A 22,319-nucleotide genomic window follows, 5' to 3' on the forward strand; every position below is an offset into this window, starting at 1 on the left:
CCCCAACGGGAGGGGACGGGCCGGAGGGGCCGGTTGTGTGGACGTAAAGCGTCAGCAGTCCACACAACCGGCCCCGGAGGTCCGTCACCGCACCCGACACCCACCCAGCCCGCCGCAGGCGCAACGGCGAGCAAGCCCGACGGCGGGACAGACAGCTACGTACGGAGACGCCGCAAAGCGCAACGGCGAGGCACCACCACGGCGCTGCAGCCGAGTACGTGGGAAGTCAGCGACACCCGCAATTGGCCACGGCGGAAGCCAAGTTGTCCAGTGCCCGTTGCGCGCCCGCCGCATCGGTCGTGCCGGTGGTCATGAAGGAGAAGACCAGCAGGCGGCCGTCGGCGTCGACGACCGTGCCGGCGAGGGTGTTGACGCCGGTGAGCGTGCCCGTTTTGGCGCGGACCGCGCCGGCGCCCGCGCTCTGGCCCGTGTAGCGGTTGCTGAGGGTGCCGGTGAAGGCCGCCACCGGGAGGCCGGTGACCACGGACCGCAGGGCCGGGTGGTCGGGCGCGGCGGCCTGCAGCAGGAGGCGGGAGAGCAGCGCGGCGGACACCTTGTCGTCGCGGTCCAGGCCGCTGCCGTCCTTGAAGACCGCGCCGGCCAGCGGCAGATGCTGGCGGGCGAGGGCGTGGTGGACGGCCTCGGCGGCGCCGGCGAAGCTGGCTGGCCGGCCGGAGCCGAGTGCGGCCTGCCGGGCCAGCGCCTCGGCGATGTCGTTGTCGCTGTAGGTGAGCATCCGCTCCACGAGGGAGGAGAGGGGGAGGGAGTGGACGGCGGCCAGCCGCTGGGCGTGGGCGGGGGCCTTGGTGCCGTTGGGGGTGCCGTCGACGGTGATGCCGCGCTCGTGGAGGAGGTCGGCGAAGGTGCGGGCGGTGGCCCCGGCGGGGTCCGCGTCGCGGGGCGCCGGGCCGTGGTCGCTGTCGTCGAGGCGGGCCTCGTCGGTCATCAGCGCCGTGACCGGGGCGAGGTTCTCGTTGGGGCCGATGGGGTGCTCGACCGGCCCGGAGTAGGCGGAGGCGTCGTACCCGAGGTGCACGGTCGTGAGGTGCCGCTGCTTGAGCGCGCGGGCGGTGGCGTCGGCCAGGGTGCGGAGGTTCGCGGGCTGCTCGGCGGCGGTGGGCTGCGGGGCGCGGACGGTGAGCGTGGGGTCGCCGCCGCCGACGAGGACGATGCGGTCCTTGCCGGCCGTGACGACGGAGGTGTCGATGCGGTGCTCCGGACCGCGGGCGGACAGCGCGGCGACGGCGGTGGCGAGCTTGACCGTGGAGGCCGGGATGGCGGCCTTGCCCTGGCCGGACCCGAAGACCTCGCGGCCGGCCGCGACGTCCACCACGGAGGCGGTGCGCAGCGGGCCCAGTGCCGGGTCCTTCAGCAGCGGTGCGAGGGCGTCGGCGAGCCCGGCGCCGGTCGGTACCGGTGCCGCGCCCCGGCCGGTGCCCGCGGCGGGGCGGACGCCGAGCGCGGGCAGCACGGGCGCGGCGCTGGGCGCCGGACGGTCGGGCTCCGCGGCGTGATGCTCACCACTGGATCCGTCGACCACCGCCGCCTCGGCGCGCTCGGCCGTACGCTGACCGGAGTCCCACGGGCCGGCCGCCGCCACCGCGACGAGCGCGACCGTCAGGCCGGTGGCTGCGGAGACCGCCGTCAGCCGCCAGGTCTGCTGGGTGTGCCGCGGGGTGTCCTGCCAGGCCTGCCGTACGGTGCCGGCCGCCGCCCGGGCCGAGCGCCCGGCCGCGTCGGCCGCGTCCCGTGCGGTGCGCTGCGCCGAACGCTGCGCCGACTGCCATCTGACCTGCCATTTCCTGGTCTCCGGCACCTCGGACCAGCCCCTTTCGCCACCACACACCTGCGTGGGGGACACTTAATCACCAGACGTATGTGTTGATCATGGAGGAGCCACCCGTGGAGTTCGACGTCACCATCGAGATCCCGAAGGGTTCGCGGAACAAGTACGAGGTGGACCACGAGACCGGTCGGATCCGCCTGGACCGTCGACTCTTCACCTCGACCAGCTACCCGGCGGACTACGGCTTTGTCGAGAACACCCTGGGCGAGGACGGCGACCCGCTGGACGCCCTGGTCATCCTGGATGAGCCGACCTTCCCCGGCTGCCTCATCAAGTGCCGCGCCATCGGCATGTTCCGGATGACGGACGAGGCCGGCGGCGACGACAAGCTGCTGTGTGTCCCGGCGTCCGACCCGCGCGTGGAGCACCTGCGTGACATCCACCACGTGTCGGAGTTCGACCGCCTGGAGATCCAGCACTTCTTCGAGGTCTACAAGGACCTGGAGCCGGGCAAGTCCGTCGAGGGCGCCAACTGGGTCGGCCGTGCGGACGCCGAGGCCGAGATCGAGGCCTCGTACAAGCGCGCCGAGGCGCACGGCGGGCACTGATCGAAGCACCCGGGCGCCGGTCGGCGCCCGGTGATTTTCGTACGCGAACGGGCGGCATCCATCCGGGTGCCGCCCGTCGTCCGTTCGGTGCGCGCCCCGCGCCGGGTCCGCGCCGCAGTGCGCAACACGCCGGCGGCCGGCGAAATTCCCGATCACCGGTAAAAAGCGGGGAAGGAAAAGTAAAGTCTGCGTGCGGCGGCCGTCCACTCGGCGATTCATTACGAAATAAGCGCGAGATAAATTAACTTACGCCGGCCGCGTCCGCGTCCCGCCTATTCCGCGCATCGCGCTCCCGGCGGCCAATTAACCCATAACTTGACAGTGCACGGCGGTGCTAGCTTCGCCGTCTTGACGAGAGCACCCCAATAGGCAAGGCGGTTCTCTGGGTCGCGCCCGGCGCGACCGTCGTCAAAGCGGGGGGAGCACTCATGGCAGATCGCGTGGGCCGCGCAAGCCAGAGGAGCAGGAACAGACCACGCGACGGCAAACTGGTCGCCACGGTCTTCCGACAACACACGAAGTTGCTGGTCACAGGCGTGGCACTGGGCCTGGTGGGAGTGGCCGCCTCGCTCACCCAGCCGGTGGCCATCGGCCGCCTGATCGAGGCGGCGGGCCGCGGCGAACCGCTGGGCACCCCCATCGCCTGGCTCGTCGCCCTTTTCCTGGCCGGCGCGCTCCTCACCTCGCTCCAGGCCTATGTCATCGGCCGGGCCGGGGAGAACATCGTCTTCGACGTCCGCCGGCTGCTGACCGAACGTCTGCTGCGCGCCGATCTCACCGCATTCGGGAAACGGCCGCAGGGCGATATCTTCACCCGCACGGTCACCGATACCTCACTGGTGAAGATCGCCCTTTCGCAGAGCCTGACCCAGCTGATCACCAGTGGCGTCACGGTGCTCGGCGGCGTGGTGCTGATGTTCACCATCGACGTCGGACTGATGGTCATCACCCTGGGCTGTCTCGGCGCCGCCAGCGTCGTCTCCCTTCTACTCGCCCGGAAGCTGCGCAAGGTGGCGATGGAGAACCGCGACGACATCGGCGCGTTCGGCACCGCTGTCCAGCGCGTGCTCTCCGCCCTGCCCACCGTCAAGGCGTCCCGCGCCGAGTCCCGGGAGGCCGGCCGCATCGGCATGCTGGCCGGCCGGGCCCGGCGGTCCGGCATCCGGGGCACCGCCTACGGCGCCCTGCTGACGCCGGCCATGAACGTCGGCACGCAGGGCGCGCTGGCCGTCGTCGTCGGGGTCGGCATGGCCTGGGTGGCCCGCGGCGAGATGACCATGGCCGCCCTGACCACGTTCATCATGTACCTGTTCCAGCTGGTCTCTCCGCTGGTGATGTTCTTCATGGCGGTGGGCCAGTTCGTCCAGGGCCGGGCCGCCATCCAGAAGGTCGACGAGCTGGCCGCCATGCCCCAGGAGGGCAGCGGAACGGTGGACGCCTCCCGGGCCGCGCCGCTGGCCCTGCCGGCCCACAGCCGGGCGGCGGTGGAGTTCCGCGACGTCCGCTTCGGCTACGAGCGCGGCGACGACGGCGGACGGACCCAGGTCCTGCACGGCGTCTCGTTCGGCGTCCCGGCGCGCGGGCTGACCGCCGTCGTCGGGCCGTCCGGCGCGGGCAAGACCACCCTGTTCCAGCTGATCGAACGCTTCTATCCGGCCGGCGGCGGCACCATCCTGGTCGGCGGCCGGAACATCGAGGCCCTGCCCCTCGACTCGCTGCGCGGGCTGGTGGGTTACGTCCAGCAGGACAGCGCGGCGATGCGCGGCACCGTCCGGGAGAACCTGACCTACGCCAGCCCCGACGCCGGTGAGGACGACATCCGGCGGGCGGTGGAGATGGCCGGGCTCGGCAAGGTGGTGGCCAATCTCCCGCAGGGCCTCGACACCGAACTCGGCGACCAGGGCAGCGGGTTGTCCGGAGGTCAGCGCCAACGCCTGTGCATCGCCCGCACGTTGCTGCAGAAGCCGGCGGTCATGCTGCTGGACGAGGCCACCTCTCACCTCGACTCCGACTCCGAGCGGGACTTCCGTGACGTCCTGCAGCGGGTCTCCCGGCACTGCGCGGTCATCGCCATCGCCCACCGGATCTCCACGGTGATCGACGCCGAGCAGATCGTGGTGCTGGAGGACGGCCGGGTCCGGGCCACCGGCCGGCACCAGGACCTGATGACGCGCGATCCGCTCTACCGCCGGCTGGCCGGCTCCCAGCTGCACGCCGACTCCGGCGGCCGTGTCCCCGCCCAGGCCCAGGCCCCGGCCCGCTACCCGGACCGCACGGCGCCCCGCGACACGGAGACCACGCTCTCCCTCTCCCTGGCCTTCGGCGGGCTGCCGCCGGCCACCCTCAACGAGCAGACCATCCGGCTCCGTCCGATCAGGAGCGACGAGCAGTGGTGAACGGCACCGACGTGGCGATCGTGGGCACCGGGCCCAACGGACTCGCGGCCGGGGTGGTGCTGGCCCGCGCCGGCCTGCGGGTGGCGCTGTACGAACGGGCCGACACCATCGGCGGCGGGCTGCGCACCGCTCCCCTCTTCGACAGCGGAGTGCTGCACGACCTCTGCTCCGCCGTCCACCCGATGGCCGCCGCCTCCCCGTTCTTCCGGGCGTTCGGCCTGGCGGAGCGCGGCGTCGAGCTGCTGCAGCCCGAGATCGCCTACGCCCATCCGCTCGACGGGGGCCGCGCGGCCCTGGCGTACCGGTCGCTGGCCGAGACCTGTGCGCACCTGGGCGCCGACGGCCCGCGCTGGCGGCGGCTGATGGCGCCGCTGGTGGAGCACAGCGACGGCATCGTCGGCCTGATCATGAACGGGCAGCGCCGGCTGCCGCGGGACCCGGCGGCGGCCCTGCTGCTGGCGGCCCGGGTGGCGGTGCACGGCACCGCGCTCGGTGCGAGGTACTTCCGCGGTGCGGAGGCGGCCGCCCTGCTCACCGGGGTCGCCGCCCACGCGGTCGGCCGGCTGCCGAGCCCGGCGGGCGGCGCGGTGGCCGTGCTGCTGGGCCACCTCGCGCACGGCTCGGGCTGGCCACTGCCCCGCGGCGGCAGCGCCCGCATCGCCGAGGTACTGGCCGCGGACATCACCGCGCACGGCGGCGTCTTCCACACCGGTCACGAGGTGACGGACCTCGGCCAACTGGACGGCGCCCGCGCGGTGTTGCTCGACACCAGCCCCAAGAACCTGCTGGCGCTCGCCGGCGACCGGCTGCCCCGTTCCTACGCGCGCGGCCTGGCGCGGTTCCGGTACGGCCCGGGCGCCGCCAAGGTCGACTTCCTGGTCTCCGAGCCGATCCCCTGGGCCGATCCCGCGGTCGGCCGGGCCGGCTCGGTGCATCTGGGCGGCACCCGCGCCGACATCGTCCGGCAGGAGACCGCGACCGCCCACCGGATCCGCACCCGGGAGCCCTTCGTGCTCGTCGTGGACCCGGCGGCGACCGATCCGGGACGCGCACTGCCCGGGAAGCGCCCGGTGTGGGCGTACGCGCATGTGCCGAACGGCGATCCCACCGACCCGTTCGAGCTGGTGCGGGCCCGCATCGAGCGCTACGCCCCGGGTTTCGGGGACACCGTCCTCGCGCACCGCTCCGTGCCCGCCGCGTCGTACGAGGCCTACAACCCCAATTACGTGGGCGGGGACATCGGCACCGGCGCGATGACGCTGTACCAGAGCATCGCCCGGCCCGTCCCGCGCCTCGATCCGTACCGCACGCCGCTGCCCGGCGTCTTCCTGTGTTCCTCGGCCACCCCGCCGGGGCCCGGCGTGCACGGCATGTCCGGCTATTTCGCGGCGCTCTCCGCGCTCCGGCATTGTTTCGGTATACGCAACGCAGCCGATGTGTCACTCTCGCCGACACCGCGCCAATTCAGCCCTGCGCACTAATGCAGGAACACTCATCTGTTTCGTCGTCAACCACCCCCAACGGCCCGTGCAGGCATGGGGATTGCGCCAGATAATCGATTGCCAGCCCGCAGACGTGGCTGATATTGTTCGTTCTAAAGTTACTCCCCCCACACTTCGTTGAGACGTCATCAGGGGATCGGCATCAGCTGCTGGTCTGACCAACCATGCAGACGGCTGCGGTTCTTCCGCCCGGCCGCCCTTCGCTGGCGTATCACGCCTTGCCTCGCTCTTCGTCTTCTTGACGTTCCCCGGGCATCGACAGTGGGGGCAAAAGAGAGGGGAAGCTCGGGTGGAAAACGGGGTCCAGGACATAGGCTACGGGCGGCAGTTCGAGGGTTGGTACGACCGGCTGATCCCGGACGACGCCATTACCGCCGCCGCCGTCGAGGGGCTGGCGGCCCTCCATCCCGATCCCGAGGGGGGAACCCTTGAGTTCGGCGTCGGCACCGGCCGCATTGCCCTCCCGCTCTCCGGGAAGGTCGGCCACATAACGGGCGTGGACTCCTCGCCGGAGATGCTGGACACGCTCCGCGTCAAACTGAACGACGGCGCCGGGAACGTCACTCCGGTGCACGGCGACATCCGCACCTACACCTCGGAATCCCGCTATGCGCTGGTGTACTGCGTGTGCGCGACGCTTTCGTGCCTCACCACGCCCCAGGACCAGCAGCAGGCCGTCCGGCGCGCGGCCGATCTCGTCGCCCCCGGCGGCCGGCTCGTCATCGAGACGCACAACAAGCCGCCGATCCTGGCCATGCACGAAGGCCTCACCCGCACCACCTACTTCCTGCCCCACCCGGAGCCCGGCACCGGCGTGCAGACCCACTCCACCCTGCTGGAGGGCGGTCTGTGGCACTGCTCGCACATCCTGTACCAGGCCGACGGGACCACTCGGGTCGGCTCCGAACTCACCCGGCTGACCACGCCCGAGGACATCGACGGCTATGCCCTGGCGGCCGGGCTCACGCCCGAATCCCACCTCGCGCACTGGGACGGAAGTCCCTACAGCGAACGCGCCCCGATGTTCATCTGCAGTTACCTCAAGCACTGAGGGCAGCACCCAGAAAAACGGATGACGAAAGAGGATCGCACGTGGGACGTCCTCCGATATTGCCGGCAGACAAGAAATTCGCTCTGGTACTGAGAGTGGTGACCGGCGAACTGACCGCAGCCGAAGCAGCTCGCGAGGCAGGAGTCTCCGAGCAGTCCGTCTCGAACTGGCGCCGGCAGTTTATTGAGGGGGCCCGTAATGGCCTCGCCGGTGAGAGTGGCAAGACTTCTGAAAATGCCTCCCGGACAGCCGAACTCACCCAAGAGATCGCCAACCTGAAGGCCACGATAGGCGAGCTGTACATGGAACTCCGGAAGCACACCCGGAGCGCCGGGGTCCGTGTACCGATGCCCCGCGGGCGGACGCACCCCGCACAAAGAGTCAATTAACTCGTTATTTTATCCGGGAACCGCGTGTTAGGTTTCTCGGCAACAGCCACTTCGAATTCGGGGGAGGGGAATGTGGCGTCTCTTGAGCGCCAATTCGCCGTCGGCATGGCCGGTCTGGCCGGCGCCAGCCTTCTGACCGGTGCGGTAACGCGATTCACCGGTAAGCGCGAGCGTGCGCGCCGTTACCTGCTGCACGAGAGGCCGGACGGCAGCCTCGTCGAGGTTGACGTCCATATTCCTCCGCAGGCGCAGCGCGCCGTGCTGTTCGACAACGGTATGGGTGCGCCCCAGGAATACTGGGACTGGATCTGCGGCGCACTTCCCGCAGACATGGGATACGTGCGGTTCAACCGTCCCGGTTACGGGCTCAGCACGCCGTCCACCCAATACGGCCTGGAGCCGCACTTCGAGCTCCTGCAGGAGCTGCGCGACACCTACATCGCCGACCTTCCGGTCGTCCTGGCCGGCCACTCCCTGGGCGGATACTTCGTCGCGGCCTACGCGGCACGGCATCCGGACGCGGTGCAGGGCGTGACCCACGTGGTCATGATCGACGCCACCGAAGTGGTCAGCCTGCGCCACTCCCGCCGTACCGATGTCGACCGGTGGTCCCACCAGCGCATGCTGATGGAGCAGGTGTTCGCGGCGACGGGCCTTTCGGTCTTCCGCCCCGCCATGAACGCGCACCAGCAGTACCGCCCGGAGGTCAACCGCAGCTACACGGCATTCCTGGCGAACCCCCGCACCTGGGCCAAGGCCTACCGGGAGTACCGGGACGCCATGACCTATCCGGAACTGACCGATCTGGACTGCCCGTTGACCGTCGTCACGGCGGAGAACAACTTCGGTGACAACACCCTGCACGCCGGGATCCAGGCCAGGCTGGCCGTCATCTCGGACCGGGCCCGGCACCACTTCGTCAACGGCTCCGACCACGAGTCCATCCTCGCCGTGCAGCCGCACGCCGAAGAGGTGGCGGAGCTGATCGCCGGCGAACCGCCCTCCGGTCCGCTCGGACCGTCGTGGCAGCCGTCCACGTCCACCAAGAAGCGCCCGGCCGCGGAGCGGGAGGAGGAACTCACGTGATCATGAAAGTGAACACCGAACGGGTCAAGACCGTCGCCGTGACGGCGTCACTCGCCGCATGGCTGGCCGCGACGGCCGTGGCACAGATCCCCGAGCAGCGCTTCGACAACCTCATGCGCCGCGGCAAGGTCTGGATCCCGACCCCCAACTGGCGCTTCTTCGGGCCGAACCCCGGCACCAAGGACAACCACCTGCTCTACCGCGACATCGTGGACGGCAAGCCCGGTGAGTGGACGGAGGTGCCGATCGTCCGCGACCGGCCGTGGTACGCACTGGCCTGGAACGCCCGCAACCGGGCCCCGAAGGCCCTGTTCGACGCCACCCAGCACACCCTCGCCCAGGCGGTCGCCTTCGGCTCGGACGTGCTCCCCGTGACGACGGCGTCCGGATACCGGCTGCTGGCCCGCTACATCCAGCTCCACCTGCCCCACGCCGAAGGCACCACGCACAGCCAGTTCATGCTGCTGCATTCCTTCCCCACCAGCCCGGAAGACCGGCACATCGATCCCGTCTTCGTCTCCCTGGAATTCCCTCTGGACGGAGACGTCACCCCTGCCAACGCCCCATCTTTGCTAGCCGCATAGCGAGCCGATCAACCCTCTCGACTGGAAGCTGCGAGCTCACTCGGCACCTTTGCCGCGTGAGTCCGCGCCCTCCCGCCGAACGGCTGGAGAACTCGCTCTGAGATTTTCTGAGAGAAAGAGGAAACACATGTCCATCGTGGCTGACTTCGCCAACACCGAGCTGGCCGACGTGACCCCGGGCCGCATCGGCAACGACGCGACCCCGACCATGCTCACCCCGCTGGCCGCCCTCGCCACCCCCGAGGGTGTCGCCGTGACCTCCGCCACCGCTTACGCGCTGCACGAGGTCACCAAGGACATCCAGCGCTGACCATCCGACCGGCAGGCGATGCTGACCGGCATCGTTAGTCCCGTCCGATGAAAGATGCGGCGGCACGGTACGCCCGATACGCATACCGTGCCGCCGTTTTCCATACCCACCGTACTCGCATCACAATCGGGAGCACCCCACCATGTTCCTCAGCGCTCCGCCCGAGGTCACGGCACGCCGAGTGGCTTCGCTGGGTACGCTGGTCTCCGCACTGGAAATGCTGAGCCAGACGCGTAAGTTCGAAGACGGCGAAATGCTGAGCGGCCAGATTGCGAACATGCGCCCCAAGTTCGCCAAGCGCTTTCCCCGGCTGACCCGCGCCCTCGAATCCAAGAAGGCAGCGGCCGCCCTCTACGGAGTGCAGGCGGGTGCTTCTGCCGCCACGCTGATCTGGGGCCACAAGCGCGCGGTCCGCACCGCGGGCAGCGCCGTGCTCGCGGTGACCGGCGCCGCCGGGCGGCTGCGCTCCCCCTTCGGCGGGGACGGCGCCGACCAGCTCCAGCAGGTGATCAACATCGTCCTGGCCTCGACCGGCACCTTCAAGGACGGCGAGAAGGCCCGCGACGTGGCCATGCGGGCCCTGGCCCTGGAGACGACCATCTCCTACGTCGCGTCCGGCGTGGTCAAGCTCGTCTCCCCGGTGTGGCTCAGCGGCGAGGCGTTCAGCGGCGTCATCCGTACCCACAACTACGGCGACCAGCGCATCTACCAGCTCGTGCACAAGTACCCGATGCTGGGCAAGCTCATCACCTGGGGAACGGTCGCCGCGGAGGTCGGCTTCCCGCTGGTCTTCGTGCTGCCGAAGCCCGCCGCCAAGGCATGGCTCGGCTCGATGACGCTCTTCCACCTGGGCATCGGGCAGTTCATGGGCCTCAACCGTTTCGTGCTGGCCTTCGGCGCCACCCACCCGGCGCTGCTCTACGTCTTCGCGCAGAGCGAGCAGCCCGCCCTCACCCACAGCGCACGGCGCGCGCTCACCGACGGCGCGAAGTCCGCGCTGACGGCCAAGGCCGCGGCCTGAGGGGGGAGACACCCCAGGGGGGTGTCTCCCCCCAGGGGTCTCCCCCCGGAGCGCGGGACGGGGCCGCCCGCTAGAACCCGCGGGTCCGCTTGGCCGCGCGGCGGCCGGCGCCCGCCTCCAGCAACCCGGGCGCCCGCAGGAACAGCCGGGCGACCTCGGAACCGAGGTTGACCCCCACCGCGATGGCCAGCGCCAGCGAGGCCGCCTGCACCAACGACGTCAGCCCCTGCGGCAGATGCCCCTGGGCGAAGTTGAGCAGCCCGAAGTACGTGGCACTACCGGGCAGCAGCGGGCCGATCGCGGCGGTCACGTACGGCAGCGCGGACGCGTACCGGTACCGCGACAGCAGCTGCCCGAACAGGCCCACCAGACCGGCCGCGATCGCGGTGGCCGGCACCGGGTTGATCCCCGCCACGTCGGCGAGCGCGCCGTACACCACCCACGCCACCCCGCCGTTCAGCGTCGCGAACGCCACGGTGTGACGTTCCTGCTGGAGCAGGACGCAGAACGCCAGCGCCAGCAGCATCGCCGCGAAGGTCTGCACCAGCGGCGCGTTGTACGAGCCCAGCGCCTGCTCCGGATTGAGCCGCTTCAGGCCCGGACTCACCTGCAACCCGATGTACAGCACGCTCAGCACGCCGACGACGATGCCGACGATCAGATAGCCGACCTCCAGCAGCCGGGCCGCGGCGGTGATGTAGTAGCCGGTCAGCCCGTCGTGCACCCCGGCGACCAGCGCCCGCCCCGGGATCAGTGCGAACAGCCCACCGGTGATCACCGCGGACGCCTGCACGCTGGAGTGCGCCAGCCCGAAGGCCAGACCCACCGCGGCCGGCGGCATCGCGGCCACCACGAACTGGTAGAACTCCGGCAGCCCCCGCCCGGACGCCAGCCACGCCAGCCGGTCACCGAGCATCGAGCCCACCGCCGCCGCGAGGAACACCAGCGGCCCGCCGCCGACCAGCATCGACGCCGCACCGGACAGCAGCCCGGAGGCCACCGTCAGCGCCCAGCTCGGGTACGGGTGCCGGTTACGGCGGATCTCGGCCAGCCCGCGGTACGCCTCCTCCAGGGTGATCCCCTCGGAGGTGATCTCGTCGACCAGCCGGAACACCGCCGACAGCCGGTTGTAGTCCACCCCGCGCCGCCGCACCGTCCGGCTGGCCGTCACCGGGTCGTCGACCAGCGACGGCTGGTAAGAGATCGACAGCAGGGTGAACGTGACGGTCGGCTCGACCCGCTCCAGCCCGTAGGCGTGCGCCACACCGAACATCGCCGCCTCGACGTCCTCGGCGCCCTCACCGCCGGCGAGCAGGATCTCGCCGATACGCAGGGTCAGGTCGAGGACGCGGGGGACGGCCGGGCCGGTGTCCTCGTCGCCGCGCTCCCGGCGCTCGGGGACCGGCCGCTCCCCGACCGGCATCCGCAGCATCGTGCGCATCCGGTCCTGCCACGGCGCCTCCTTGGTGAGGCTGACCGTGGGGATACCGTGCGGCGGCGTGAAGGCCAGGCCCATGGCGGTGGCGCCCACCGGGGTGGGGACCGGGGTCTGGCCCGTGGTGGTGCCGGCCGGCGGGGTGAACGCGGAGCCCTCCTGCTCGGCGGGCGGCTCCGGGCGCAGGCCCGCGGGCAGGGCGAACTCGGAGGTGGGGTGCTCGTCCTCGGGCAGCGGCGGGTACGGCACGCCGAGCGGCGGCGTGAAGGCGCTGTGCGCCTCGTCGGAGGCCGGCTTGCGGTCCTCGATGGGGCCCATGCCACTGCCGCTGCCGCTCGGCCTGGTGTCGCTCGGCTTGGTGTCGCTCGGCTTGGTGCCGCTGGGCTTGGTGCCGCTGGGCTTGGTGCCGTTGTTGTCGCTGTCGGTGTTGCGCTGGCCGCGTTGTGGGTCCGACGCCACGGTGTTCGCTCCTCCTGTGCCGAATCGCTGCGCTCTGCGGGTGCTGCGCTGCTCTGGCCGCCTACCCACGATGCTTGCATGCCCGCCGTTGCGCTTTGCGGCGCCTCCCACGTAGCCGGCCGTCCCGCCGTGGGGGTTGCTCGCCGTGGCGCCTGCGGCGGGCTGGGTTTGTGGTGGGTGCGGTGACGGTCCTCCGGGGGCTTGTGTGTGGACTGCTTCGCTTTACGTCCACACACAAGCCCCCTCCGGCCCGTCCCCTCCCGTGAGTGGGTGGGAGGAAGGTCGGAGGGGGCTGGTGTCGGTGGTCCGGTTGCCCGTCGTGGTCAGCGCTTGGCGTGGCGGCCTCGGCGGGCCGGTTCGGCGGCGGTGGCGCCGTGCGGGCCGGGGCCGGTGGGTCCGGCCGGGGCTTCCTTCTTTGCCTTGCCGCGGGCGCGGAGGAACTCGATCACGATGGGCACGACCGAGATCAGCACGATCGCGATCAGGATCATCTCGATGTTCTTGTGGACGAACTTGATGTTGCCCAGCAGCGAGCCCATCAGCGTCACACCCGCACCCCACAGCGCGCCGCCGATGAGGTTGAAGGTGATGAAGGGGCGGTAGTTCATCCGGCTCACGCCCGCGATGATCGGCGTGAACGTCCGGACGATCGGCACGAAGCGGGCCAGGATCAGCGACTTCGGGCCGTACTTCTCGAAGAATTCATGGCCCTTGACCACGTTCTCCTGCTTGAAGAGCTTGGAGTCGGGCCGCTTGAAGAGCGACGGCCCCACCTTGCGGCCGAAGAGGTAGCCGGCCTGGTCGCCGAGGACCGCCGCGAGCACGATCAGCACGCACACCGCCCACAGCGGCTGGGTGATCTTGTTCGTCGTGACCAGCAGGCCGGTGGTGAACAGCAGCGCGTCGCCCGGCAGGAAGAAGCCGATCAGCAGGCCGGACTCCGCGAAGACGATGACCAGGACGCCGATCAGGCCGAACGTCGCGATCAGATAGTCCGGGTCCAGCCACTGGGGGCCGAGCGCGAGAGTATTCACGGGGTGAAGGCTCCTGGGTCGAGGGCGCCGGATCGTGCGGTGCGACGAGCGGGGTACGAGCGGTGGACGGGCCCGGGCGCCGGGTGTCGGCCCAAAGCTATCAACGCCCCGCGGCCCCCCTCGGTTCCAGGCGCCCGCCGCGGCCCCCACCCGACCGCTCCCCCACCGCTGGCCGCGCCCCCGGACCCGGGTGATCCTGGCCACTGAGGAGGTGCGCACCCATGGGCATCGAGGATTACGGCGGCGGACAGCACGCACAGTCCGACGTCCTGGTGGTGACGACGAACGACGTCCCCGGGTTTCACGTGGAACGGGTCGTCGGCGAGGTCTTCGGCCTCACCGTGCGCTCCCGCCACCTCGGCAGCCAGATCGGCGCCGGCCTGAAGTCGCTGGTCGGCGGCGAACTCCGGGGGCTGACCAAAACCCTCGTGGAGACCCGCAACCAGGCGATGGAGCGGCTCATCGAACAGGCCCGCTCGCGCGGCGCGAACGCGGTGCTGATGTTCCGCTTCGACGTCACGGAGGCGGCGGACGTCGGCACCGAGGTGTGCGCCTACGGGACGGCCGTGGTGATCGCCCCCATGGGCTGAGAGCGCGCTCGCACGGGCCGGGGCGCCCGGCGGGGAACCGCGCCGCCCGGCCCGTACGGCCGGATCACAGGTGGCGGACCGCGTTGGCCAGCATCGCGTCCCGCATGTACACGGCGAGCCCGGGCCGGATCGCCTCGTAGGTGGCGGTGAACCGCTCATCGGCGACGTACATCTCGCCGAGGCCGGTGTGCGCCTCGTAGGAGCACGCGTAGTAGCAGCGGCCGATGTACTGCCGGTGATCCTCCGCGACGTCCATCGCCGCCTCGGAATCCGCCGGCACGCCCTCGCCGAGCAGATCGGCCATCCGGCGGTGGAGGGCGTCGAATTCCGCCGTCAGCCGCTTCCAGTCCTCCTTCGTGTACGCCGCCGTCCTGCGCTGCGACTCCTTGTAGGCGTCCGTCCCGCCCCAGCGCTCCTCGGCCTCCGCGGCATACGCATCGGGGTCGAATTCCCCGAAGACCTCGAATTTCTCCTCCGGTGTGAGCCGTACGTTCATCCTGCGTGCCTCCATGGCGTGTTCGACGGCCGCGGCCATGTCCTGGAGCTTGCCGATCCGGGCGGTCAGCAGGTCGTGCTGGCGCCGCAGGTGTTCCTGCGGATCGGCGCCCGGATCGTCCAGGAGGGCCGCGACCTCGTCGAGCGGGAAGCCGAGCTCGCGGTAGAACAGGATCTGCTGCAGCCGGTCCAGGTCGTCGTCGCCGTAACGGCGGTGACCTGCGTGATTGCGTTCACCGGGCTGCAGCAGCCCGATCTCGTCGTAGTGGTGCAAGGTGCGCACCGTCACCCCGGCGAAGGCCGCGACCTGCCCTACCGAATAGCTCACTCCCGCTCCCTTCTCGGTACGCACCCAACGATGTGTCCTCACGCCGCGTGAGGTGCAAGTCCGCATCCTGAAAAACCGTGGGGCGACCGAATCGGGGGTGAGATCCTTCCGCCCATGCTGGGGATAACGGATCTGTCGACTTACTTGGCCGGGCTCGCGCTGATCATCCTGCTGCCGGGGCCCAATTCGCTGTACGTCGTCTCGGTGGCGGCCCGGCGCGGCCCCCGGGTGGCGTACCGGGCCGCGGCCGGAGTGCTGTGCGGCGACACGGTGCTGATGACGCTGTCCGCGGGCGGCGTGGCCTCCCTGCTGCAGGCCAGCCCGGTCCTCTTCGGCATCGTCAAGTTCGCCGGCGCGGGCTACCTCACCTGGCTCGCCGTCGGGATGCTGCGCGGCGCCTGGGCACTGTGGCGCGGCCGCGAGGCACGGAAGGCGACGCGCGACGCGGAGACGTCGGAGCCGGCCGGTGCTGCGGCATCTGCCACACCGGCGGCGTCCCGTAAGGAAGCCGCCGAACGCCCCTACCGCCGCGCCCTGATCGTCAGCCTCCTCAACCCCAAGGCGATCCTCTTCTTCATCTCCTTCTTCGTGCAGTTCGTGGACCCGTCCTACGCCCACCCGGTGCTGTCGTTCCTGACCCTGGGCGCCTGGGCCCAGCTGTTCAGCCTCACGTACCTGTCGATCCTGATCTTCAGCGGTACGTACCTGGCGGCCACCTTCCGCCGCCGCCGGCGCCTGACCGCGGGCCTGTCCGCGGGCGCCGGCGCGGCCTTCCTCGGCTTCGCCGCGAAGCTCTCCCTGGCCAGCGCGAGCTGAAGCCTTCGCTTTCCTTGCCGCTAACGCGCTTTTGCGGCCAACGCGCTGCCGCCGCCTTGTGCAGGACATCCGTGAGCCTGCGGGCCGTCTCGGTGTTGCAGTTCCCGAGCGCGACCAGCGGCAGCGCGCAACTCCCCCCGAAGCCCGGCAGATCGACGCGCGAGCCGGGCGGGACGCCGTCAAGGACGGCACCCTCGCCGACGCCTGAGCCATCAAGGCGGGCCGACCGGCCGACGGTAATGGCTACCCCCTCCTCATGCCCGTATTGTCGGGCATGAGGAGGTATGCCGTATGCACCTGCCCGTGCACGACGTGCACGTCGCCGTCATCTACTACTCGTCGACCGGCACCATCGCCACGCTCGCCCAGTGGATCGCGGACGCCGCCGAGCACGCGGGCGCGGACGTACGGCTGCGGCGGACCGCCGAACTCGCGCCGCAGACCGCGATCGACGCCAACCCCGCATGGGCGGCCAACGCCGCGGCCACCGCGGACATCCTCGAAGCCACCCACGAGGACATGCTCTGGGCGGACGCAGTGATCTTCGGGACACCGGCCCGGTTCGGGAACGTCAGCGCCCAGCTCAAGGAGTACCTCGACACCCTCGGCGGCCTCTGGCACCAGGGCAGACTGGCCGACAAGGTCTACAGCGGCTTCACCGCGAGCGCCACCCCGCACGGGGGCCAGGAATCCACCCTGCTGGCGCTCTACCAGACCGTCCACCACTTCGGCGGCATCCTCGTCACCCCCGGCTACACCGACCCGGCGAAATACCGGGACGGCAACCCGTACGGCACCTCCCACACCGGCGGCCCGGACACCCCGCTCGACGACGACGCACGCACCGCCGCCCGTATCCAGGCGCAGCGCGTCGTGAAGTTCACCAAAGCCATCAAGCACGGCCTGGCGCCGGCAACCTGACGCGAAGGGGCGACAGTTGACTCTGCACAAAGGCGCATCGACGTCCGACCAGAAGCGCACCGCACGCCCGGTCAACCCCTTCTACGGCGAGGCCGACCCGGTCTCCGGCATGGAAACCTCGCCACCCCGCACCACCCTCCCCGACGGGCCGGTCTCCCCGCACACCGCCTACCAGTTCGTCCACGACGAGCTGATGCTGGACGGCAACGCCCGGCTCAACCTGGCCACCTTCGTCACGACCTGGATGGAACCGCAGGCCGGGGTCCTGATGACGGAGTGCCGGGACAAGAACATGATCGACAAGGACGAGTACCCGCGCACCGCCGAACTGGAACGGCGCTGCGTGGCGATGCTCGCCGACCTGTGGCACGCACCCGACCCGTCGGCCGCCGTCGGCTGCTCCACCACCGGGTCGAGCGAGGCCGGCATGCTCGCCGGCATGGCGCTCAAACGGCGCTGGATGCGGCGGAACGCCGACCGCTACCCGGGCAGCGCCCGTCCCAACCTCGTCATGGGCGCCAACGTGCAGGTCTGCTGGGACAAGTTCTGCAACTTCTGGGAGGTCGAAGCGCGCCTGGTCCCCATGGAGGGCGAGCGCTTCCACATGGACGCCGCCTCCGCGGCCGCACTCTGCGACGAGAACACCATCGGCGTCGTCGCCGTCCTCGGCTCCACCTTCGACGGGTCGTACGAGCCGGTGGCCGAGATCTGCGCCGCCCTCGACGAGGTGCAGGAACGGACCGGCCTCGACATCCCGGTCCACGTCGACGGCGCGTCCGGCGCGATGATCGCCCCGTTCCTCGACCCGGAACTGGTCTGGGACTTCCGCCTGCCGCGGGTCGCCTCCATCAACACCTCGGGCCACAAATACGGCCTGGTCTACCCGGGCGTCGGCTGGGCGCTCTGGCGCGACATGAACGCGCTCCCGGAGGAGCTGGTCTTCCGCGTGAACTACCTGGGCGGCGACATGCCGACCTTCGCCCTCAACTTCTCCCGGCCCGGCGCCCAGGTCGCCGCCCAGTACTACACCTTCCTCCGCCTCGGCCGGTCCGGATTCCGCGCCGTCCAGCAGGCGACCCGCGACGTGGCCCGCTCCACGGCCGAACGCATCGAGGCCCTCGGCGACTTCACCCTCCTCACCCGCGGCGACCAACTGCCCGTCTTCGCCTTCACCACGGCCGACCACGTCACCTCGTACGACGTCTTCGACGTCTCCCGCCGCATGAAGGAACGCGGCTGGCTGCTCCCCGCCTACACCTTCCCCCCGAACCGCGAAGACCTCTCCGTCCTGCGGATCGTCTGCCGCAACGGCTTCTCCCACGACCTGGCCGACCTCTTCCTCACCGACCTGACGCAACTCCTCCCGGAACTCCGCCGGCAATCCGCCCCCCTCGACCGCCCGCAACGCCTGGCAACAGCGTTCCACCACTAGCCCGTCTCCCCCTCCCGCACCTACGGGAGACCACAGACGCGCTGCCAAGGCCTGACCAGGGCTGACAAGAGCTGACAGGGCCAACAGGTCCAACAGGGCTGACAAGGAGCGTGCACACCGTGGACCAGGAGAACGTGAGCGCCACCCTGACCGTCGCCGTGCCCGCCGCGAGGGTGTTCGCGGTGCTGGCGGACCCGACGACCCATTCCGCGATCGACGGCACCGGCTGGGTCCAGGAAGCGGTCGACCGGGCGCCACTGACCGAGGTGGGGCAGATCTTCCGGATGGCCATGTACCACCCCCACCACCCCGACGGTGACTACCAGGTGGCCAACAAGGTGCAGGTGCTCGACCCACCACGCGCCATCGGCTGGCTGACGGGGGAGGAGAAGGACGACGGCCGCCTGGAATTCGGCGGCTGGACCTGGCGTTACGACCTCACCCCGCTCGGCCCGTCCGAAACCGAGATCACACTCACCTACGACTGGTCGGCGGTGCCGCAGTCCATCCGGGAGTACCTCCAGTTCCCGCCGTTCGCCCCCGAACACCTCACCAACTCACTGCACCACCTGTCCGAACTCGTCTCCGACGGGTGATGTAGCAGGCGGCGGTCTTGGTTCTTACTGACGGTCTCAGTGCCCTGGTGACAGCCTCACTGAACATCCCCGGGGTGACGCTCCCCCGTCGCGTACGGGTTCTCCTCCCCCTCGGCGAGCACCCCGACGAACGGCTCCCCCTCGCCCGCGAAAACGTACGCCCCGCCCTCGATCCGCTCGATCAGCCCACGGGTCCACACCGCGCCACTGTCCGCCGAGTGCACCCACAGGTTCATGATCTCGCCGATGTGGCCGAGCTGCCCCGGCCCCTCCTCCGGCGTGTAGTACCCGGTGACCGTGGACCGCCACTCCTCCAGGGCCCGCACCCGCTGCTTGAGCAGCGCCACCGCCTCGTCCCGCGGGAGATCCACCACGAAGCCGATGCCGGCGCTGAGCACGTCGAACTTCTGGTCCGCCTGGGAGAGCGCCTCCCGCAGCAGTGAGAAATACTCCGCCTCGCCGGCCGGGGTCAGCTCGTACTCGGTACGCGGCGGGCCGCCGGCGGTACTGGGCGCGATGTCGTGCGCATGCAGCAGCCCTTGCTTGGCCATCTGCTTGAGCGCGTGGTAGATCGAACCGGGCTTGGCGTTCGACCATTCGTGGGCGCCCCAGTACTCCAGGTCGTTGCGCACCTGATAGCCGTGCGCCCGCCCGTGCTGCCGCACGGCGCCCAGTACCAGCAGCCGGATGGCCGACATCGCACCCCTCGCGTCCCGTCACCTCTGCGTCCGCCGCCCCGACGGCACATCGCCTCGGCAGCGCACCTGGTCGGGCCGCCACCGGACGACGCCCCGACCCCTCAAGGCCCAGCCTAGAACGCACAAGGAACGCTACCCCGCCCCCCTTCCCCGGCCTCCCCCTATCTCCCTGTCCCTCTATCCCTTCGTGGCCTGCAGCTCCTCATCCACCAGCCCGAAGGCGGTCTTACCGTCCAGCGACTCCCGGATGATGTCCGCATGGCCGGCGTGCCGGGCGGTCTCCTCGATCAGGTGCAGCAGCAGCCAGCGCATCGACTGCCGGGCGTCCTTCGGGAACCACGGCGCCTCGGGCAGCGGGAACGTGTCGTTCAGACTCGGCACGGACCGCACGAACTCCTCGGTCCGCCGGGCGACGTCGTCCCAGAACTTCAGCACCCCGGCCACCGTCTCGCCGTCCTCCAGCCGGAACGACAGGTGCCAGGTCTCCTGCGTCCGCTCGATCGAGTGCGGCCGCTCCTGCGCCGTCTCGACCCAGCCCTGCTCGGTCTCCGCGACGTGCTTGACCAGCCCGGCCAGCGACAGCTCACTCGCACTCGGCCGCTGGTTCGCCTGCTCGTCGGTCAGCCCCAGAACGGCCCGCCGCAACCCACCCCGCTGCGCCTCCAAAAAGGCCAACAGCGCCCCGATCTCGTCCCCATGAGCCTCAGCCACAACATGAGTAGGCATGCCATCCACCTTCCACCCCACACACCAAGGACACCCGACCCCACACCACCGAGCCGCCGCCCTCCAACACCCCCAAGCTAGCCCCCATAGAGGACAGCCCGCGTCCTCTTTCCCCAAACCCCCAACAACGCCAGCCACACACCCCCGCGCCGCCCCAACACCCCCAACCCGCCGAGGACCCGGCATACCACCCCCTCCCAACCCCCACTACTTTCTGTTACGCTCTTGGGAACAAAACTACTCTCCGTAATCGTTGCCGGAAAAGAAGGAGGCAGCCCCGGCCCAAGGCACCCGCGCACCACCCCACGCCACACCCCGCCCGCGCCCACAACCCCCACATGCCCCGAAACCGACGTACGCCCCGCCGACACCCCACCCCGAGCCTGCCCGCCCCTTAACCAGCCCAGCCCAACGCCACCCCGACGCCCAACCGCCCCGAGCCCACCCCAGCCCACAGCCCCCACCGAGCCGCCCGCCGCACAGAAACGCCGACCGCAAACGGGCAACCGCTCAGCACAGTTACGCCGACCGCCTCACCTCAGAACGGAAACGCCGACCGCCCGTGCTGGATGGAGATCCACTTCGTGGTGGTGAAGGCCTCCACCATCGCGTCCCCGTTCAGCCGGCCGACCCCCGAGCTCTTCTCCCCGCCGAAGGGGACGATCGGCTCGTCGTGGACCGTGGCGTCGTTGACGTGGAACATCCCGGTGTCGATGCGCTTGGCGAACCGCACCCCGCGCTCGATGTCGCCGGTGTGCACCGCGCCGCTGAGCCCGAAGGGCGTGGCGTTGGTGATCCGTACAGCTTCCTCCTCGCCGTCGAACGGGACGAGTAGCGCGACCGGGCCGAAGATCTCCTGGCTGAGGAGCGGGGAGTCGTCGGGGAGACCGCTCAGGACGCTCGGGGCGACGAGCGTGCCGCGGGTCTCGCCGTGCAGGAGCGCCGAGGCGCCCTCGGCGACCGCGCGGTCCACGAGGGAGGCCACCGCCTCGGCCTGGCCCTCGTTGATCAGCGGGCCGATGTGGGTCTGCGGGTCGGTGGGGTCGCCGACCTTGAGGGACGCCACCTTGGCGACGAACTTCTCGGTGAATTCCCGCTCGACGGCGCGGTCGACCAGGATGCGGTTGGCGGCCATGCAGACCTGGCCCTGGTGCACGAAGCGGCTGAAGACGGCGGCGTCCACGGCGTAGTCGATGTCGGCGTCGTCGAGGACGACCAGCGCGCTGTTGCCGCCGAGTTCCAGGATCGAGTGCTTGAAGTGGGCGGCGGCGACCGTGGCGACGTGGCGGCCGACCTTCTCCGAGCCGGTGAAGGAGATCGTCTTGGGCACGGGGTGGTCGATGAGCGCGTCGCCGATCTCGGCGATGTCGGTGACGACGACATTGAGCACGCCCGCCGGCAGCCCGGCCTCCTCGAAGAGCTTGGCGACCAGCCCGCCGCCGCAGATCGGGGTGTTCTGGTGCGGTTTGAGGACCACCGCGTTGCCGAGCGCGATGGCCGGCGCGACGGACTTGAGCGAGAGCAGGAACGGGAAGTTGAAGGGGCTGATCACCCCGACGACGCCGACCGGCAGCCGGTAGAGGCGGTTCTCCTTGCCGTCGATGGGCGACGGGAGGATGCGGCCCTCGGCTCGCAGCGCCAACTGGATGGCCTCGCGCAGGAATTCGCGGGCCAGGTGCAGTTCGAAGCCCACCTTGGTGAGCGTGCCGCCGACCTCGGCGGCGATCGTCTCGGACAGTTCCGCCTCGCGGTCGTCGATGATCCGCAGGGCCCGTTCGAAGACCAGTCGTCGGGTGTACGGGTTGACCGCGCCCCATTCCCGTTGCGCACGCTCGGCGGCGCGGTAGGCCTGGTCGATTTCCTCGACCGTGGCGCAGGGTATGGAGGCCAGTTTCTCGCCGTTGTAGGGATTGAAATCGACGATGTCCCACGAGCCGCTTCCGGAGCGCCACTCACCGTCGATGAACTGATAGGCCAACTCGTCGAAGTAGGACATGCCATCCCGATCTGGAGAACAGGGCGCGCAGGGCGCCTAGTTGGGGGGTGCTGACTCCTG

At 70.3% G+C, this 22,319-nt stretch carries 21 protein-coding genes; 14 read left to right on the top strand and 7 right to left on the bottom strand.

The window, feature by feature from the left end; translation table 11 throughout:
- Positions 1-226 precede the first annotated feature (226 nt).
- A complete protein-coding gene (gene dacB, locus ACGF4C_RS00005) occupies positions 227-1,816 on the bottom strand; it encodes a D-alanyl-D-alanine carboxypeptidase/D-alanyl-D-alanine-endopeptidase (RefSeq protein WP_393561975.1) in 1,590 nt (529 codons plus the stop codon).
- 86 nt (positions 1,817-1,902) lie between these two features.
- Between dacB and ACGF4C_RS00010 the strand changes: the two genes are divergently transcribed.
- From ACGF4C_RS00010 to ACGF4C_RS00050, 9 genes are all read left to right on the top strand, one after another.
- Positions 1,903-2,394, top strand: a complete 492-nt coding sequence (locus ACGF4C_RS00010; RefSeq protein ID WP_030414975.1) for an inorganic diphosphatase — start codon at positions 1,903-1,905, stop codon at positions 2,392-2,394.
- Positions 2,395-2,822: 428 nt separating this feature from the next.
- Positions 2,823-4,790, top strand: coding sequence for an ABC transporter ATP-binding protein (locus tag ACGF4C_RS00015; RefSeq protein WP_393561976.1), 1,968 nt, complete (start codon positions 2,823-2,825; stop codon positions 4,788-4,790).
- Positions 4,787-6,271, top strand: coding sequence for a phytoene desaturase family protein (locus ACGF4C_RS00020; protein WP_393562793.1), 1,485 nt, complete (start codon positions 4,787-4,789; stop codon positions 6,269-6,271). The genes ACGF4C_RS00015 and ACGF4C_RS00020 overlap by 4 nt, the downstream gene beginning before the upstream one ends.
- Positions 6,272-6,581: 310 nt before the next feature.
- Positions 6,582-7,343, top strand: a complete 762-nt coding sequence (locus ACGF4C_RS00025) for a class I SAM-dependent methyltransferase (RefSeq protein WP_393561977.1) — start codon at positions 6,582-6,584, stop codon at positions 7,341-7,343.
- 41 nt (positions 7,344-7,384) lie between these two features.
- Positions 7,385-7,732, top strand: coding sequence for a helix-turn-helix domain-containing protein (locus ACGF4C_RS00030; RefSeq protein ID WP_362137173.1), 348 nt, complete (start codon positions 7,385-7,387; stop codon positions 7,730-7,732).
- Positions 7,733-7,804: 72 nt separating this feature from the next.
- Complete coding sequence (locus ACGF4C_RS00035; protein WP_393561978.1) at positions 7,805-8,818, top strand: alpha/beta fold hydrolase; 1,014 nt, start codon at positions 7,805-7,807, stop codon at positions 8,816-8,818.
- A gap of 2 nt (positions 8,819-8,820) precedes the next feature.
- Positions 8,821-9,402 carry a hypothetical protein gene (locus tag ACGF4C_RS00040; protein WP_393562795.1) on the top strand — a complete coding sequence of 194 codons (582 nt, stop codon included), beginning with the start codon at positions 8,821-8,823 and terminating at the stop codon, positions 9,400-9,402.
- Between the two features lie 127 nt (positions 9,403-9,529).
- Positions 9,530-9,712 carry a linaridin family RiPP gene (locus tag ACGF4C_RS00045; protein ID WP_362137175.1) on the top strand — a complete coding sequence of 61 codons (183 nt, stop codon included), beginning with the start codon at positions 9,530-9,532 and terminating at the stop codon, positions 9,710-9,712.
- 142 nt (positions 9,713-9,854) lie between these two features.
- On the top strand, positions 9,855-10,733 hold the full coding sequence (locus ACGF4C_RS00050) for a hypothetical protein (protein ID WP_393561979.1): 879 nt from the start codon (positions 9,855-9,857) through the stop codon (positions 10,731-10,733).
- Positions 10,734-10,803: 70 nt separating this feature from the next.
- Here the strand turns inward: ACGF4C_RS00050 and ACGF4C_RS00055 are convergent, their stop codons facing one another.
- Positions 10,804-12,486: a threonine/serine exporter family protein gene (locus ACGF4C_RS00055; RefSeq protein WP_393562797.1), complete on the bottom strand. Its 1,683-nt coding sequence runs from the start codon at positions 12,484-12,486 to the stop codon at positions 10,804-10,806.
- Between the two features lie 464 nt (positions 12,487-12,950).
- A complete protein-coding gene (locus tag ACGF4C_RS00060) occupies positions 12,951-13,661 on the bottom strand; it encodes a DedA family protein (RefSeq protein ID WP_393561980.1) in 711 nt (236 codons plus the stop codon).
- 221 nt (positions 13,662-13,882) lie between these two features.
- Between ACGF4C_RS00060 and ACGF4C_RS00065 the strand changes: the two genes are divergently transcribed.
- A complete protein-coding gene (locus ACGF4C_RS00065; RefSeq protein WP_030414965.1) occupies positions 13,883-14,251 on the top strand; it encodes a YbjQ family protein in 369 nt (122 codons plus the stop codon).
- A 64-nt stretch (positions 14,252-14,315) separates the two neighbouring features.
- Here ACGF4C_RS00065 and ACGF4C_RS00070 read toward each other — a convergent pair whose 3' ends face one another.
- Positions 14,316-15,074, bottom strand: coding sequence for a MerR family transcriptional regulator (locus ACGF4C_RS00070; protein WP_393561981.1), 759 nt, complete (start codon positions 15,072-15,074; stop codon positions 14,316-14,318).
- Between the two features lie 114 nt (positions 15,075-15,188).
- On the opposite strand from ACGF4C_RS00070, the gene leuE reads away from it, so the two are divergent.
- The 4 genes from leuE to ACGF4C_RS00090 all read left to right on the top strand — a co-directional run bounded on the left by leuE (position 15,189) and on the right by ACGF4C_RS00090 (position 18,839).
- Positions 15,189-15,890, top strand: a complete 702-nt coding sequence (gene leuE / locus ACGF4C_RS00075) for a leucine efflux protein LeuE (protein ID WP_393561982.1) — start codon at positions 15,189-15,191, stop codon at positions 15,888-15,890.
- A gap of 291 nt (positions 15,891-16,181) precedes the next feature.
- The gene (gene wrbA, locus ACGF4C_RS00080; protein ID WP_393561983.1) at positions 16,182-16,811 is read left to right on the top strand and encodes an NAD(P)H:quinone oxidoreductase; all 630 of its coding nucleotides are present in this window, start codon (positions 16,182-16,184) and stop codon (positions 16,809-16,811) included.
- Between the two features lie 16 nt (positions 16,812-16,827).
- Positions 16,828-18,243, top strand: a complete 1,416-nt coding sequence (locus ACGF4C_RS00085) for a glutamate decarboxylase (protein ID WP_393561984.1) — start codon at positions 16,828-16,830, stop codon at positions 18,241-18,243.
- Between the two features lie 119 nt (positions 18,244-18,362).
- Positions 18,363-18,839, top strand: coding sequence for an SRPBCC domain-containing protein (locus ACGF4C_RS00090; RefSeq protein ID WP_393561985.1), 477 nt, complete (start codon positions 18,363-18,365; stop codon positions 18,837-18,839).
- Between the two features lie 56 nt (positions 18,840-18,895).
- Here ACGF4C_RS00090 and ACGF4C_RS00095 read toward each other — a convergent pair whose 3' ends face one another.
- The 3 genes from ACGF4C_RS00095 to ACGF4C_RS00105 all read right to left on the bottom strand — a co-directional run bounded on the left by ACGF4C_RS00095 (position 18,896) and on the right by ACGF4C_RS00105 (position 22,259).
- Positions 18,896-19,537 (bottom strand): PadR family transcriptional regulator, encoded by a 642-nt coding sequence (locus ACGF4C_RS00095; protein WP_393561986.1) that lies wholly within the window; start codon positions 19,535-19,537, stop codon positions 18,896-18,898.
- A 177-nt stretch (positions 19,538-19,714) separates the two neighbouring features.
- A complete protein-coding gene (locus ACGF4C_RS00100; RefSeq protein WP_393561987.1) occupies positions 19,715-20,263 on the bottom strand; it encodes a DinB family protein in 549 nt (182 codons plus the stop codon).
- 538 nt (positions 20,264-20,801) lie between these two features.
- Positions 20,802-22,259, bottom strand: a complete 1,458-nt coding sequence (locus tag ACGF4C_RS00105; RefSeq protein WP_393561988.1) for an aldehyde dehydrogenase family protein — start codon at positions 22,257-22,259, stop codon at positions 20,802-20,804.
- Between the last annotated feature and the right edge of the window lie 60 nt (positions 22,260-22,319).

Origin of the sequence: Streptomyces sp. NPDC048197 (assembly GCF_043202395.1) — a bacterium.
GTDB classification, from domain to species: domain Bacteria; phylum Actinomycetota; class Actinomycetes; order Streptomycetales; family Streptomycetaceae; genus Streptomyces; species Streptomyces siderophoricus.

What these genes read in the sequence shown, in the direction of transcription:
- leuE (WP_393561982.1), top strand. Translation starts at nt 15,189, where the DNA reads ATGCTGGGGATAACGGATCTGTCGACTTACTTGGCCGGGCTCGCGCTG.
- ACGF4C_RS00105 (WP_393561988.1), bottom strand. Translation starts at nt 22,259, where the DNA reads ATGTCCTACTTCGACGAGTTGGCCTATCAGTTCATCGACGGTGAGTGG.
- ACGF4C_RS00050 (WP_393561979.1), top strand. Translation starts at nt 9,855, where the DNA reads ATGTTCCTCAGCGCTCCGCCCGAGGTCACGGCACGCCGAGTGGCTTCG.
- ACGF4C_RS00100 (WP_393561987.1), bottom strand. Translation starts at nt 20,263, where the DNA reads ATGCCTACTCATGTTGTGGCTGAGGCTCATGGGGACGAGATCGGGGCG.
- ACGF4C_RS00095 (WP_393561986.1), bottom strand. Translation starts at nt 19,537, where the DNA reads ATGTCGGCCATCCGGCTGCTGGTACTGGGCGCCGTGCGGCAGCACGGG.
- ACGF4C_RS00045 (WP_362137175.1), top strand. Translation starts at nt 9,530, where the DNA reads ATGTCCATCGTGGCTGACTTCGCCAACACCGAGCTGGCCGACGTGACC.
- ACGF4C_RS00015 (WP_393561976.1), top strand. Translation starts at nt 2,823, where the DNA reads ATGGCAGATCGCGTGGGCCGCGCAAGCCAGAGGAGCAGGAACAGACCA.
- wrbA (WP_393561983.1), top strand. Translation starts at nt 16,182, where the DNA reads ATGCACCTGCCCGTGCACGACGTGCACGTCGCCGTCATCTACTACTCG.
- ACGF4C_RS00055 (WP_393562797.1), bottom strand. Translation starts at nt 12,486, where the DNA reads ATGGGCCCCATCGAGGACCGCAAGCCGGCCTCCGACGAGGCGCACAGC.
- ACGF4C_RS00040 (WP_393562795.1), top strand. Translation starts at nt 8,821, where the DNA reads ATGAAAGTGAACACCGAACGGGTCAAGACCGTCGCCGTGACGGCGTCA.
- ACGF4C_RS00065 (WP_030414965.1), top strand. Translation starts at nt 13,883, where the DNA reads ATGGGCATCGAGGATTACGGCGGCGGACAGCACGCACAGTCCGACGTC.